General features: G+C 64.2%; 13 protein-coding genes. 6 read left to right on the forward strand and 7 right to left on the reverse strand.

Annotated features, from left to right (window positions below):
• The 3 genes from BLQ92_RS37830 to BLQ92_RS37840 form a co-directional block, all read right to left on the reverse strand.
• The coding region (locus BLQ92_RS37830) for an ABC transporter permease (protein ID WP_090695851.1) at window positions 1-743 on the reverse strand (743 nt) is incomplete at its 3' end.
• A gap of 15 nt (window positions 744-758) precedes the next feature.
• Window positions 759-1,790: an ABC transporter substrate-binding protein gene (locus tag BLQ92_RS37835; protein WP_090695853.1), complete on the reverse strand. Its 1,032-nt coding sequence runs from the start codon at window positions 1,788-1,790 to the stop codon at window positions 759-761.
• Window positions 1,791-2,197: 407 nt separating this feature from the next.
• On the reverse strand, window positions 2,198-2,908 hold the full coding sequence (locus BLQ92_RS37840) for a carbonic anhydrase (protein WP_090695855.1): 711 nt from the start codon (window positions 2,906-2,908) through the stop codon (window positions 2,198-2,200).
• Window positions 2,909-3,018: 110 nt separating this feature from the next.
• Between BLQ92_RS37840 and cynR the strand changes: the two genes are divergently transcribed.
• Window positions 3,019-3,909 carry a transcriptional regulator CynR gene (gene cynR, locus BLQ92_RS37845; protein WP_090695857.1) on the forward strand — a complete coding sequence of 297 codons (891 nt, stop codon included), beginning with the start codon at window positions 3,019-3,021 and terminating at the stop codon, window positions 3,907-3,909.
• On the opposite strand, the gene BLQ92_RS37850 is transcribed toward cynR, so the two are convergent.
• Window positions 3,906-4,169 (reverse strand): hypothetical protein, encoded by a 264-nt coding sequence (locus BLQ92_RS37850; RefSeq protein WP_090695860.1) that lies wholly within the window; start codon window positions 4,167-4,169, stop codon window positions 3,906-3,908. The genes cynR and BLQ92_RS37850 overlap by 4 nt on opposite strands.
• Before the next feature lie 236 nt (window positions 4,170-4,405).
• Window positions 4,406-4,636, reverse strand: a complete 231-nt coding sequence (locus BLQ92_RS37855; RefSeq protein ID WP_090695862.1) for a DUF3820 family protein — start codon at window positions 4,634-4,636, stop codon at window positions 4,406-4,408.
• Between the two features lie 133 nt (window positions 4,637-4,769).
• On the opposite strand from BLQ92_RS37855, the gene BLQ92_RS37860 reads away from it, so the two are divergent.
• Complete coding sequence (locus BLQ92_RS37860; protein WP_090695863.1) at window positions 4,770-5,822, forward strand: NADP(H)-dependent aldo-keto reductase; 1,053 nt, start codon at window positions 4,770-4,772, stop codon at window positions 5,820-5,822.
• Between the two features lie 117 nt (window positions 5,823-5,939).
• Here BLQ92_RS37860 and BLQ92_RS37865 read toward each other — a convergent pair whose 3' ends face one another.
• Together BLQ92_RS37865 and BLQ92_RS37870 are read right to left on the reverse strand one after the other, a co-directional pair.
• Window positions 5,940-7,235: an MFS transporter gene (locus tag BLQ92_RS37865; protein WP_090695864.1), complete on the reverse strand. Its 1,296-nt coding sequence runs from the start codon at window positions 7,233-7,235 to the stop codon at window positions 5,940-5,942.
• A 195-nt stretch (window positions 7,236-7,430) separates the two neighbouring features.
• Window positions 7,431-8,840: a M20 family metallopeptidase gene (locus BLQ92_RS37870; protein WP_090695865.1), complete on the reverse strand. Its 1,410-nt coding sequence runs from the start codon at window positions 8,838-8,840 to the stop codon at window positions 7,431-7,433.
• A 156-nt stretch (window positions 8,841-8,996) separates the two neighbouring features.
• Here BLQ92_RS37870 and BLQ92_RS37875 point away from each other — a divergent pair, with 156 nt between their 5' ends.
• The 4 genes from BLQ92_RS37875 to BLQ92_RS37890 all read left to right on the forward strand — a co-directional run bounded on the left by BLQ92_RS37875 (window position 8,997) and on the right by BLQ92_RS37890 (window position 12,980).
• Complete coding sequence (locus tag BLQ92_RS37875; protein WP_090695866.1) at window positions 8,997-9,926, forward strand: LysR family transcriptional regulator; 930 nt, start codon at window positions 8,997-8,999, stop codon at window positions 9,924-9,926.
• A 76-nt stretch (window positions 9,927-10,002) separates the two neighbouring features.
• Window positions 10,003-11,229, forward strand: a complete 1,227-nt coding sequence (mnmH, locus tag BLQ92_RS37880; RefSeq protein WP_090695867.1) for a tRNA 2-selenouridine(34) synthase MnmH — start codon at window positions 10,003-10,005, stop codon at window positions 11,227-11,229.
• A 32-nt stretch (window positions 11,230-11,261) separates the two neighbouring features.
• Window positions 11,262-12,320, forward strand: coding sequence for a permease (locus BLQ92_RS37885; RefSeq protein WP_090695868.1), 1,059 nt, complete (start codon window positions 11,262-11,264; stop codon window positions 12,318-12,320).
• Between the two features lie 237 nt (window positions 12,321-12,557).
• A complete protein-coding gene (locus tag BLQ92_RS37890) occupies window positions 12,558-12,980 on the forward strand; it encodes a hypothetical protein (RefSeq protein WP_090695869.1) in 423 nt (140 codons plus the stop codon).
• Window positions 12,981-13,003 lie beyond the last annotated feature (23 nt).

The raw sequence follows: 13,003 nt of genomic DNA on the forward strand, positions 1-13,003 counted from the left end.
GTCTGGATGCCCGCCAGCACATCCTCGCCGAGCCCACGCGAGCCGATCATCGAGGCGATCACCACCATCGACAGCGCCATCATCGTCGTCTGGTTGATGCCGGCCATGATGCTCGGGCGCGCCAGCGGCAACTGCACGTTCACCAGCAACTGCCAGCGGGTGGTGCCGAAGGCGCGCGCCGCTTCGACCACGTCGCCATCCACGTGACGGATGCCGAGATCGGTCAGACGGATCAGCGGCGGCAGGGCGTAGATGATGGTGGCGAGAATCGCCGGCACCTTGCCGAGGCCGAACAGCATCAGCACCGGGATCAGGTACACGAAGCTCGGCAGCGTCTGCATGATGTCGAGCACCGGCAGCAGGATGCGCCTTAGCCACGCGCTGCGCGAGGTGAAGATGCCGAGCGGCACCCCGAGCAGCACCGACAGCACGGTGGCCACCAGCATCAGCGCGAGCGTCTGCATCAGCTTGTCCCACAGGCCGAAGCAGCCGATCGCGTAGAGCAGCAGCACGAAGAAGGCGGCGATCGGCAGGCGCCGTGTCGCATTCCACGTGATCGCGCCCACCGCGAGCAGGAGCAGCCACGCAGGCGTGGCCCGCAGCGCGCCTTCGAGCGGCACCAGCAGATAGCGCAGCAGCAGGATGCTGAAGTTGTGGAAGCTGTCACCGTGCGCGGTGACGAACGACTGGACGACGTCGTTCACCCAGTCGGCAATCGACAGATGCAGGAAAAACGAGTTCATGATGCGCTCGGGAATTTAGCTAGCCAGGCTCGCCTGGATTTTCGTGGCGACGTCGGCCGGCACCCACTGCTTCCACATCTCCGGATGCGTACGCAGGAACTGCGTGGCCATCGTGCTGCCGTCGACCTTCTTGACGCTCATGTCGAGGATAGTCTCGTTCAGGAAGTCCATCGGGAACTGGACCTTGTTGAACATCGCCATCAATTGCGGATCGTCGTTGTAGAACGGCGTCGATACGCCCACCGTCACATGCGAGACCATGTACGACGAGGCGCACTGCGAAGTGCTGCTTTCGTCACGCAGGGTCTTCCAGCAATCGGCGTTGTACGGCGGCATCTTCAGTTCGGTGAGCTTGTACCTGGCCATCAAGGCGGCCGGTCCCCAGTAGTAGAAGAGGATCGGCTTGCCGCGCGTGTAGGCCGAGGCGATCGCTGCATCGAGCGCGGCGCCGGTACCCGGGCGGAAGTTCGTGTACGAATCGTCGAGCTTGAGCACCTTCAGAAGACGCGTATTGACGCGCTCGCAATCCCAGCCACTCGGGCAATTGAGGAAGCGGCCCTTGTTGGGCTCCTCGTCATCCACGAACACGTTCTTGTACTTTGGCAGATCGGTCACGGCAGCGAGTCCCGGCGCCGACGGTTTGATGCCGCGCGCAGCGTCCCCCTTCACGACATAGTCCGGTACGAACCAGCCTTCCTTGGTGCCGCCCGGCAGGGTGTCGCCGACCAGCTTGACGCTGCCCGAAGCGACCGCCTTCGCGGTGATCTCGCTGCGGCCCGTCCACTGTTCGGCCCACACTTGCACGTCGTTGTGCGCGAGCGCGGTTTCCGTAGCAGCAGTGCTGCCGGGGACCACATCCGTCTTGCAGCCGTAACCTTTCTCGAGAATCTGCCGCAGCACTTCGGTGGCGAACGCGCCGCTCTCCCATGTGATGCCGGCAAAGTGCACCGTCTTGCCCGCGCCGCACCAGTTGTCCGCCGCATGAGCCGAGCCGGTTGCGAGCAACGCAGCGGTCAGGAAGGCGGCGCGAAGTTGTCTGAGTTTCATGGTTGACTGTCTCCTGTGTCGTTTGAATGTCTTTTTAGTTGATCGTCGTCGTGCGTGTGCGGCACCAGGCCCGGCGTGTAACGCGACTGCCCAAACCTTCGTGCGGCTGTGCGCTCAGGACCCGATCCGCATGCGACGGTGTAGCGTGATTGTGCTGTTCGTTGCCGCTGGCGAAGAACTGATGTTTTTTGATCTCAGGTATGAGCCTGACTCAACTTCGGGTTTTTACCGAGCGGTGCGGCGGGCGGGGAGAACCGGGCGCGTGGGTCGTGCGAGCGCGCCGGGTGGGGTGTAGGTGGCCGCGAGCGCGGCCACCGGCAGGCAACTGCAGAGAGAAAAGGCGGCGGGCTGTCCCGCTTCAGAACGGCTTGCCGTTACCGTTCTTGCGCAGCTTCGCGTGGATTGGACTAGCGGGCCTCGCCGGTCCGGTCTTCATCAGTGGCCTGAGCAGCCTGAGTGGTCTCAGCGCCATGCGTACGCATCGCACAGGCATTCGGATGATCGACCAGCGAAACGAAGCGCGGCGGGGTGAGGCTGCCGTCGATGGTGTCGACCGCGCCTTTTTCGATATCGTAGACCCAGCCGTGCAGGTTCAGCCGCCCCTGCGAGAGCGCTACCGCGACCGATGGATGGGTCTTGATGTTGGCGAGCTGGGCCTCGACGTTATCGCGCACCAGTGCATTGAGGCGCGCCTGCGGCGTGGCATGGTTGCGTGCGGCGTTGACGGCCTTGGCGGCGTCGGCGTGGCGCAACCAGGCGGCCACCGCCGGCAGGTGATCGAGGCACATGCAACTCGAGATGGCCGTCATCGCGCCACAATCCGAATGCCCGCAGATGACGATGTCTGTCACGCCCAGCACGGCGACCGCATATTCGACGGTGGCCGAGACGCCGCCCGGCTCCGGCCCATACGACGGCACGATATTGCCGGCGTTGCGGATCACGAACATGTCGCCGGGCTCGCGTTGCGTCAGCAGTTCCGGCACCACGCGGCTATCCGAGCAGGTGACGAACAGCACGCCGGGGTTCTGGCTGGTGGCGAGCCGCTTGAAGAGCGCGGAGCGGGCGGGGAACACCTCCCGCTGAAATTTCAAAAAGCCTTCGATGATGTCCTGCATGAGCGTTTCTCCCGGTACCGATCAATGACGCAAGCATGATCTCATTTAACTATAGGGTCCAAGACAGTATTATGATGGATCCAATAAGTCACATCTATAGTCGAGTTGGCATGCTGCTACGTCATATCCGTTATCTGCAGGCAGTTGCAGAACACCAGAACTTCACGCGCGCCGCCGAGGCCTTGCACGTCTCGCAGCCCACGCTGTCGCAGCAGATCCGGCAACTGGAAGACGGTTTGGGGGCGCAGCTGTTCGACCGCTCGGGCCGCACGGTGCGGCTGACCGATGCGGGCGAGGCCTATCTGCGCCACGCGCGGCGCGCGCTGCAGGATCTCGATGCCGGCAGGCGGGCGATTCACGACGTGCGCGATCTGAGCCGCGGCGCCCTGAGACTGGCGGTCACGCCGACTTTTACGGCCTACCTGGTCGGCCCGTTGCTGGCCCGCTTCAACGAGCTTCATCCGGGCATCGATGTGAGCTTCGAGGAGACCACGCAAGATCGCATCGAGGCGGCGTTAGCCGACGACCGGCTCGATATCGGCATTGCGTTCGACGAGATGCGCGCTCCGGAGTTGGATAGCGCAGCGTTGTTCGTCGAGACGCTCAGTCTGGTGGTCGGGCCTGCGCATCGCTGCGCTACGCAGACGGCGGCGCTGCCGGCGGGCGAGGTGGCGGCGGAGTCGTTCGTCCTGTTGAACGGCGATTTTGCAACGCGCCGCTATATCGATCTGTACTACCGGCAGCAGGGCATCGTGCCGCGCGTGGCGATCGAGGTGAATTCGATTAGCGCGGTCGTGGAGATCGTGCGGCGCGGCCAGCTTGTCACGGTGTTGCCCGATGCGATTGCCCGCGAGCATGAGGGCTTGTATCCGCTTGCGTTGACGCCGGCTTTGCCGCGTCGCACGGCAGCGCTGCTATGGCGCAGCGGCGCGTATCGGAGTGCGGCGTGCGATGCATTTGCGGAGCTGGCGATCGAGTGGGGCTCGGGCCGGCCGCGTTAGTGCGAAAGGCTGATCGGCGGGAGCAGGTGCAGCGTGTGTTGAAGGACCGGGTACACGCCCACGATGAAGGCGGCGTAGAGCGCGGCCATCGTTACGCCGGCCGCGGTTCCCCAGACGTCGCGCGAGGCGGCACCCTGGCGAAAGTACACCGGCAGGCCCACGATCACATAGCCGAACACGAAGAAGGCAAGCACCGCCCACACGGGCGACATATCGTGGCCGATGTATTCGAGCAGATGGATCAGGTTGGGATTTTGCATAGAGTCATGCGGGATCTGAAGAGTAAAACTACCCAGGTCGAGGCGATTACAACTGATGCGAAAACGCGGGTCAAGCGGCAAAAGGTTAGCGTTTTTTACACAGGAAATAGCACGCTCGACAGCTTTCAGTTCTGTATTGTTTTAGTCGTCTGATTGGCGACTGATTTTGGAGATCTGAAAGCTTGTGCTGGCCCGAATCACGCTCGATGTTTCATGACAAGGCAATGCCGTCTCGCTCAGCTTGCCGGCCGTTCGCGACCTTTGCGCAATGGCTCGATTAATGACGACAGACCGTTGTGGTCGATCTCATGCATCAGGGCGAGCAGGCGGCCGATCTCGCCAGGCGGAAAGCCCTGGCTCGCAAACCAGTTTAGGTAATGCCCGGGCAAATCGGCAATCAACCGGCCTTTATATTTGCCGTAAGGCATCACACGGGTGACGAGCAATTCGAGGTGTTCCGGATTCATCTTTTAGTCTTGCACTGTCGCAGTAGGGTGTTGCCGAATTCGGCCGCTGGCTTCATTTTAGCCGCCCTGCAAGCATTGCGCGGCCGTGGTAAGTTCGGCATCTTTCGTACACTCAGACAACAGGAATCGTTCGATGGAATACCGCAAACTGGGCAATACCGGCGTCGAGGTGAGCCTGATCGGTCTTGGCACGATGACCTGGGGCGAGCAGAACAGCGAGCGCGAAGCACACGAGCAGATCGACTACGCGCTCGACCACGGCGTCACCCTGATCGACGCCGCCGAAATGTACCCGGTGCCGCCGCGTCCCGAGACGCAGGGCTCGACCGAGCGCTACATCGGCACGTGGCTCGCGCAGCATCGTAGCGCGCGCGAGAAAATCGTGCTCGCCACCAAGATTGCCGGCCCGGCGCGTCAACCGCATAACCCGCGCCATATTCGCGGCGAGGGCAATCAGTTCGACCGCAAGAATCTGACCGAAGCGCTCAACGACAGCCTTAAGCGTCTGCAAACCGAATACGTCGATCTGTACCAGTTGCACTGGCCCGATCGCAGCACGATGACGTTCGGCCGCAGCGCGTATCCGTGGGTCGAGGATGCCTACACGGTGCCGATCGAGGAAACCCTGTCGGTGCTCGCCGAGTTCGTCAAGGAAGGCAAGGTGCGGCACATCGGTGTGTCGAACGAAACGCCGTGGGGTGTCGCGCAGTTCCTGCACGCAGCGGAAAAGCTCGGCTTGCCGCGCATCGTCAGCATCCAGAATCCGTACAGTCTGCTGAACCGGACCTTCGAAGCGGGGCTGTCGGAATTCACCCATCGCGACGGCATTGGCCTGCTCGCCTATTCGCCGCTCGCATTCGGCTGGCTGTCGGGCAAGTATGAAGGCGGCGCGCGTCCGGCGGGCGCCCGCATCACGCTGTTCGAACGCTTCCAGCGCTACAGCAAGCCGCAGGCGCTGCAGGCGATCAGCCGCTATGTCGAACTGGCGAAGCGCCATGGCCTGTCGCCCGCGCAGTTCGCACTGGCCTTCGTCAATAGCCGGCCGTTTTTGACGAGCAACCTGATCGGCGCGACTTCGATGGCGCAGTTGAAGGAGAACATTGCGAGCGTGGACGTGAAGTTGTCGCCCGAGGTGCTGGCGGAAATCGACGCGTTGCACGAGCTGCAGCCGAACCCGGCGCCGTAACAAACGTTGTCACTGCGGTGCATGGAGCTGGAGTAAGCGCTAAAGCACTAACTCCAGCCGACAAAGAAACGGGCCCGCTTGCCGATGCAGCGGACCCGTTGTCCATTCGGCGGTGGCTCAGCGAATCCTGAGCTTCGTTCTGACCGCATACAGCGCGATGAGGCTCAGCACCGCGCAGAACATCAGATAAAAGCCCGGCGCCAGCTTGTTGCCGCTCGCGGCGATCAGCCACGTGATGATGAAGGGCGCAAAGCCGCCAAAGACCGTCACGCCGATGTTGTAGCTGACGGCGAGACCCGTCGCCCGTGTGCGGGTCGGAAAGATCTCAGACATCAAGGCGGGCAACGCGCCGAAATACGCGGCCTTCAGCGCGCCGATCCAGATCATCGCCACCAGCATCGTCGCAAACGAGGCGTGCAGGTTCATGTAGAGGAAGGTCGGATAGACGGTCGCCAGCATCAGCAGCGCGGCGGCTGCCATGATCCGCACGCGTCCCGCGCTATCCGACCAGTGGCCGATGACCGGGGTGAGCACGGTCAGCACCAGACCGGTTGCGAGCGTCGCGGCGAACCCGGTCACGGCAGGCAGATGAAGCTGCTTGATCGCGTAGGTCGGCATGTACAGGATCATGTAGTTGGCCGCGGTCGAGATGACAAGCGCACCCACCGCCAGCAGCACACGGGCCTTTTGCGTCGCGAGCAGATCGCGCACTGGTGTGTGGGTCTGCGTTTGGGTCTTGCGCTGCGTGTCGAACTCCGCTGCCTCGTCGACATACTTGCGAATGTAGAAGCCGACCGGCCCGATCGCGAGGCCAAAGAGGAACGGGATGCGCCAACCCCACGCTTCGAGCTGCGCGCCGGAGAGCTGGCTGGTCAGCAGGGCGCCGAAGCCTGAAGCAAGAAGCGTCGCCAGCCCCTGGCTCGCGAATTGCCAACTGCCCATGAAGCCGCGTCGTTCGGGGGCGTGCTCCACCAGAAAAGCCGTCGAGCAGCCGAACTCGCCGCCCGCGGAAAATCCCTGCAGCAGACGCGAGAGCAGGATGCCGAACGGCGCCCATAGGCCGATCGTGGCATACCCCGGCATGATCGCGATCATCAGCGTGCCGATCATCATCAAACCGATCGACAGCAGCATGGAGGCCTTGCGTCCGGCGCGATCCGCAAACGAGCCGAGCACGAAACCACCGAGCGGCCGGATCAGGTACGAGATACCGAAGGTGCCGAGCGTGAGCATCAGCGAGATCGATTCGGTGCTGGCCGGAAAGAACAGCTTGGCGATGGTGACGGCGAAGAAGCCGTAGACCACCAGGTCGAACCATTCGAGCGCGTTGCCGATCGATGCCGCGAGAATGATCCGATGGACTTTCGCCGCGGAGGGCCGCGCGGCAGCAGCAGGCAGGGTGGACGTGCTCATGGTGGTCAGGTCTCGCGACGGCGTAGGGTGGGCCGCCGGCTACGCGGCGGGTTTGCGTCAGATTCGATGCGGTTTCACGAGGTGCTTGCAATGAGCGGCGGCAAGTGCGCCCGCGATACGTCTGCCGTGTGGATGGGCCGCGTGCATCTGCAGCGCTCATGCGCCGGCAGCGTGCTCGCGGCCGACAGCCGCTCGTCAGGCGTGCGTTGCGTGCGCCGTGTGCGCTTTGGGTGGGTTCTCGCCGAGATCCCAGAAGAGCCCCGCCATGATCTGCAGTCCTTCGCGAACGACCGGCCCGAGCAGATGCTCGTTCGGCGCGTGCTGCGAGCAGGCCGGATACGAATGCGGCACCCAGATGGTCGGCAGGCCCAGCGTGTCGGCGAAGACTTCGTTGGGCAGCGTGCCACCGAGGTTCGGCAGGACCGCGGTCTTTTTGCCGGTGGTGTGCTCGAGCGATGCGATCGCCCAGGTGACCCACGGATCGTCCGGATCGAGCCGCGTGGCCGGCGCGCCACGCTCCATGCTGACCTCGACCATCGTGAAGCCGTGCGCATCCAGATGCGTGCGCAGGTGCTGTTCGAGGTTGTGCCAGTCGGTGCCCACCACGAAGCGCAACTGGCAATGCGCGAAGGCGGACGACGGAATCGCGTTGACCGGGTTCTCGGGATTGCCGGACTTCATCGCCAGCACTTCGAAGCTGTTCCAGCCGAACACGCGTTCGGCCGGCGTGAGGCCGGGCTCGCCCCAGTTGTCGTCGACGGCGGGGTCGCCCGGGCCGCCGCCCACGCTGATATCGGCGAGCGCCCGGCGCACCGCCTCGGGGATCGGCGGCGGACGCAGGCCGTCGACGGCAATTACCCCGCGTGCATCCACGAGGCTTGCCAGCGCGTTCGAGAGGACCGTGGCGGGATTGCGCAGCAGGCCGCCCCAGTTGCCCGAGTGATGCGCGCCGTCGCGCAGGTTCAGCTCGAGCTTGAAATTTACCGAGCCGCGCGAGCCGAGGAACACGGTCGGGCGGCGCGCGGCCAGACGCGGGCCATCCGAGGCGATCAGCACGTCCGCAGCGAGTGCGTCCTTATACGTATGACAGATGGCGTCGAGACCCGGCGAGCCGGTTTCCTCGCCCATTTCAATCAGCAGCTTGGCGTTGAAGCCGAGCTTGCCTTCGCGGGTGGCAAGCACGCTGGCGAGCGCCGCCAGATTGATGGTGTGCTGGCCCTTGTTGTCGGCGGTGCCGCGGCCATACCAGCGCTCGCCTTCGATCTTGACGGCCCACGGCGTCAGCGGTTCGCGCCATTGGCTGTCGTAGCCGCGGACCACGTCGCCATGGCCGTAGATCAGCACGGTCGGCAGTTCGTCGCTTTCGTGCCGCGTGGCGATCAGGAACGGCCCTGCGCCGGCCACCGGGTTGTCGACGATGCGGGTGGTGAAGCCGAGCCGCTCGGCCTCCGGGACGATCTCGTCGGTCAGATAAGCGAGCAGGGTGGCGGCGCGGCCGGCTTCCTGGCTTTCGGTGCGAAAGCCGACGCGGCGGTTGAGGTCGGCGAGAAAGGCACCCGAATCGAAGTGGTGCGTCGCGTGCTGGATGGCCTGGGTTCGGCTCAAGTTCGTCTCCGGTGGGGGCGGTAGAGGAAGAGGGAGGACTGTTGATCAGCTTGCGATCAATTCTAGGAGGCCGTTTTTTTTGTCACAATGATCGTATTTCGAAGCTTGCGTTGCCAAAAAGGCAAAGCTCGAACCACCTTCGCGAGATCTGACCGGATGGCTCTTTCCCTGCACGGCATCGCCTTACGCTATTTCGTCGAAGTGGCGCGCACCGGCTCGTTGAGCGAAGCGTCGGCGCGGCTGCACGTGGCCGTCTCCGCAATCAGCCGGCAGGTCGCGCGGCTCGAGAGCGAGCTCGGCACCCCGCTGTTCGAACGGCGGCCGCGCGGCATGGCGCTCTCCGAAGCAGGCGAGCGGTTGCTTGCTTACGCGCAGCGCAGCCTGCTCGAAGCCGAACACGTGATGAAGGAGATTGGCGGTCTCGATGCCTTGCATGGCAGCATGGTCAAGGTCGTCAGTTCCGAGGGTTTTGCCGCGGATTTCCTGCCGGGTGCGCTGGCCGGCTTTCGCCTCAAGCACCCGGGCATCGACTTCAACCTCGCGGTGTTGACGCCAGGCGAAGCGACCCGGCGGGTGCGCGACGGCGACGCAGACCTCGCCTTGACCTTTAGCTTGGCGCCTGAAAAGGGCGTCAAGGTCGAGCATACGGAACGCGCCCCGGTGTTCGCGCTGATGCCGGCCGATCATCCGCTGGCCGCGCGCTCGAAAGTGTCGCTCACGGATCTGCAGCACTATCCGCTGGTGCTGCCCGAAACCGGCACGACCATCCGCCAGTTGATCGACATTACCTGCGCGCTTGAAGGATTGCTGCTCGAACCGGATCTCACCAGCAACAACAGCGGCGCAATGTACCGCTATGCGCAGCAATCCGGTGCGATTATGTTCACCGGCTTGCTCTCGGTGCGCGACCGCTATGCGGAGGACGGCTTCGTGGTGGTTGCGCTGAGCCATCCGCAGATGCGTCAGCGCAGCATCCAGGTGCAGACCATGGCAGGGCGCGAGTTGCCGGCTTCGGTGCGGGCGTTCCGCGATTTCCTGATTGCAGAGATCAAGACCCCTCAAGCGCGCAACCACCCCATGCGATAATTCGGCTTACCGTTTGCTTCCATCCCGGCTATTTCAGCTTCATTTGAAATTGGCCCTTCTTTCGCGCGTCGTCCAATTGAAAAACCTGCTTGTGCCGCTCGATCAACTGGGGCGCTTCGACGAGATCGTCGATGTGCGTACGCCGCTCGAGTTTGCCGAAGACCATATTCCGGGCGCGCTGAACGCACCGGTGCTGAGCAATGAAGAGCGGGTGATCGTCGGCACGATGTACAAGCAGGTGTCGCCGTTCGAGGCTACCCGGGTGGGGGCGGCGATGGTGGCGCGCAACATCGCGCAGCATCTCGAGACTACCTTTGCCGACCGCCCGCGCAACTGGCGTCCGCTGATCTATTGCTGGCGCGGTGGCAAGCGCTCCGGTTCGATGACCACCTGGTTCAACCTGATCGGCTGGCAGGCGCGCCAGCTCGAGGGCGGCTACAAGGCGTATCGCGGTTCGGTGCTCGAGGCGCTCGCGAGCCTGCCGGGACAGTTCGACTATGTGGCGCTGCTCGGCCACACCGGCAGCGGCAAGACCCGGCTGCTGCAGGCGTTGCGCGCGGCCGGCGCGCAGGTGCTCGATCTGGAGGAACTGGCCTGCCATCGCGGCTCGCTGCTCGGCGCCTTGCCGGACCGCGCGCAGCCGGCGCAGAAGGCCTTCGATACCGCGCTGGTCGGCGTGCTGTCCGGCTTCGATGTGCGGCGGCCGGTGTTCGTCGAAGCGGAAAGCCGGCGCATTGGTGCGATCACGCTGCCGCAGACGCTGCTCGAGCGCTTTCATGGCGGCGCGTGTGTGGATGTCGAGGCGAGTCATGATGACCGCATTACCTTCTTGCTGCAGGACTACGCGCATCTGTTCGACAACCCGGCCTCGTTCAAGCAGCAACTCGACCGTCTGATCGGCCTGCATAGCCGCGAGCAGGTCCGGCATTGGCAGCAGTTGATCGACGCGGGGAGCGCCGCGGGTCACGAGGGTGGGGCGGGTGACGCTGGCGCCCGTGCGGAACTGTTCAGCGAGTTGATCGAGCGCCACTACGATCCGGCCTATCAGCGCAGCAGCCGCCAGCATTTCAGCCGCCTGGGCGAGGCGCTGCACTTCCAGTTCAGGCCGAATGCGGCTGACAGCGTCGGCCAGGCGGCAGCGCTGCTGGCGGGCCTGGCAGAGGCCGGTGGCAAGGCGTCGGCGGGTGGGGCCGCCCTTGCATCTGCAAGCGCCTCGCCTGAGCGCACTGCCGGTCAGACCGCGGCGGAGGCTCGCGTGCCGGGCGATAAGGTCGTGCTCCCGGCCGCCGTCAAACCGCAGTAGTCTTCTGACCACACCTACCCATACCAAAAACGATGAACACCACACGCCAAACCCAACCCGCCGCCGGCTGGCTGATCTTCCTGCTGATCGCGGTCGCCGGGCTCTTTTACGTGAAGTGGTTTCCGTACTATCACCGCGCGCTTACGGCTGCCGAAACCCATTCGATCGGCAAATCGATCCTGATGGGCACCGACGCCAGCCCGCCGGCGCCGTCGCTGGCGGCCGCGCTCAGCTATGCGCTCGCCTACGGCATGGCGATCTGGCAGGCGATGGTGCTCGGTCTGGTGCTCGGTTCGGCGGTCCAGGTATTGTTGCCGGTGCAATGGATTGCCCGAGTGCTGGGCAAGACCAGCTTCGGCAGCGTCGCGGCCGGCGGGTTGCTGGCCATCCCCGGCATGATGTGCACCTGCTGCGCGGCCCCCGTGGTGGTCGGCCTGCGCCAGCGCCAGGCCTCGCCCGGCGGAGCAATCGCCTTCTGGCTCGGCAATTCGGTGCTCAATCCGGCCACGCTCGTCTTCATGGGCTTTGTGCTTGGCTGGAACTGGGCAGTGCTGCGCCTCGTGCTGGGCGTGCTGATGGTGTTCGGTCTCGGCTATCTGGTGAACCGGCTGGTCACTCCGCAAGAAGCCACGGCCGCGCAAGGGCAGCTCGCCCAACTCGTCGCCCAGCAGGAAGAGGCGCGCGGCAATGCGTTCATGCGCTGGCTGGGCCTGTTTGCCCGCATGGCAGTGCGTCTGATTCCCGAATACATCGTGCTGATCCTCTTGCTCGGCGCGGCGCGGGCGTGGCTGTTCCCCCATGTCGGCCCGGAAATCGGCAATCAGTTCTTCTGGATCGTCGCGCTGGCGGTTGCCGGCATGCTGTTCGTGATCCCCACCGCCGGCGAGGTGCCGATCATTCAGGCGATGCTCTCGCTCGGCATGGGCGTGGGCCCTGCGGGCGCGCTGCTGATGACCTTGCCGCCGATCAGCGTGCCGTCGCTGGCGATGCTGGCACGCTCGTTCCGGCCACGTCTCCTGACGCTGGTAGCGGTGTCGGTGGTGCTGTTCGGCGTGGTGGCCGGCGGCCTTGCCGTCGCTCTCGGATTCTGAATCGAGCCGGCGGCCCGTGGCGTCGCGCCTGGCAAATCTTCAATGCCAGATGGCGAATCACATCCTACACTGGGGAACGGAGGGCGCTCAGATCGAACTGCAGCCGGGTTCGAGTGGGCTGAGACGTTCACCGGTGGTACGATTCAGCGCAAAAAAAGCACAAGCGGCGTGCGCTCCTGCGGCATGCAGGGTGAGAAAGCGCCGCATACACTCGAGCGATAGCAATCAGGAAATAGAATGGCGCAACAAAAAACAAATCCGAAACTTGAACAGGCGCTGACGCGCGGGGACCTCGCGATCCGCCAGGCGAACTCGGCGCGTGCCACCGCGCTGCTGCGCGCCTTGGGCAAAATGATCATCGAAGCATCGGCAACCATTGGCGTGGAAGCCTTCACGCTGATTCCCGATGGCGATCGCATTTACGATCCCGCCGACGGCCTCTGGCCCCAGGAACTGCTGGTGTCGCTCGACGGCCCGGTGGAAGAGTCCGATCCCGACGAGGTGCGCACGGTTCGCCTGATCGCCGACGATCCGGGCACGCTGTTTCGCGTCGAATGGCAACGGGCGGACGGCAAGATCGGACGCCAGGAAGGTGGCCCGTTCGCGACGGTCGCGTTCATCTCCGACGTCGATATTCCCTGGACGGACGACGAAGACTGAGTTGGGTCTGAGTCTGGCCTGAT

The organism is Paraburkholderia phenazinium, from assembly GCF_900100735.1.
GTDB lineage: Bacteria > Pseudomonadota > Gammaproteobacteria > Burkholderiales > Burkholderiaceae > Paraburkholderia > Paraburkholderia phenazinia.

What these genes read in the sequence shown, in the direction of transcription:
- BLQ92_RS37860 (WP_090695863.1), top strand. Translation starts at nt 4,770, where the DNA reads ATGGAATACCGCAAACTGGGCAATACCGGCGTCGAGGTGAGCCTGATC.
- cynR (WP_090695857.1), top strand. Translation starts at nt 3,019, where the DNA reads ATGCTGCTACGTCATATCCGTTATCTGCAGGCAGTTGCAGAACACCAG.
- BLQ92_RS37850 (WP_090695860.1), bottom strand. Translation starts at nt 4,169, where the DNA reads ATGCAAAATCCCAACCTGATCCATCTGCTCGAATACATCGGCCACGAT.
- BLQ92_RS37855 (WP_090695862.1), bottom strand. Translation starts at nt 4,636, where the DNA reads ATGAATCCGGAACACCTCGAATTGCTCGTCACCCGTGTGATGCCTTAC.
- BLQ92_RS37865 (WP_090695864.1), bottom strand. Translation starts at nt 7,235, where the DNA reads ATGAGCACGTCCACCCTGCCTGCTGCTGCCGCGCGGCCCTCCGCGGCG.
- BLQ92_RS37885 (WP_090695868.1), top strand. Translation starts at nt 11,262, where the DNA reads ATGAACACCACACGCCAAACCCAACCCGCCGCCGGCTGGCTGATCTTC.
- BLQ92_RS37890 (WP_090695869.1), top strand. Translation starts at nt 12,558, where the DNA reads ATGGCGCAACAAAAAACAAATCCGAAACTTGAACAGGCGCTGACGCGC.
- BLQ92_RS37840 (WP_090695855.1), bottom strand. Translation starts at nt 2,908, where the DNA reads ATGCAGGACATCATCGAAGGCTTTTTGAAATTTCAGCGGGAGGTGTTC.
- BLQ92_RS37835 (WP_090695853.1), bottom strand. Translation starts at nt 1,790, where the DNA reads ATGAAACTCAGACAACTTCGCGCCGCCTTCCTGACCGCTGCGTTGCTC.
- BLQ92_RS37875 (WP_090695866.1), top strand. Translation starts at nt 8,997, where the DNA reads ATGGCTCTTTCCCTGCACGGCATCGCCTTACGCTATTTCGTCGAAGTG.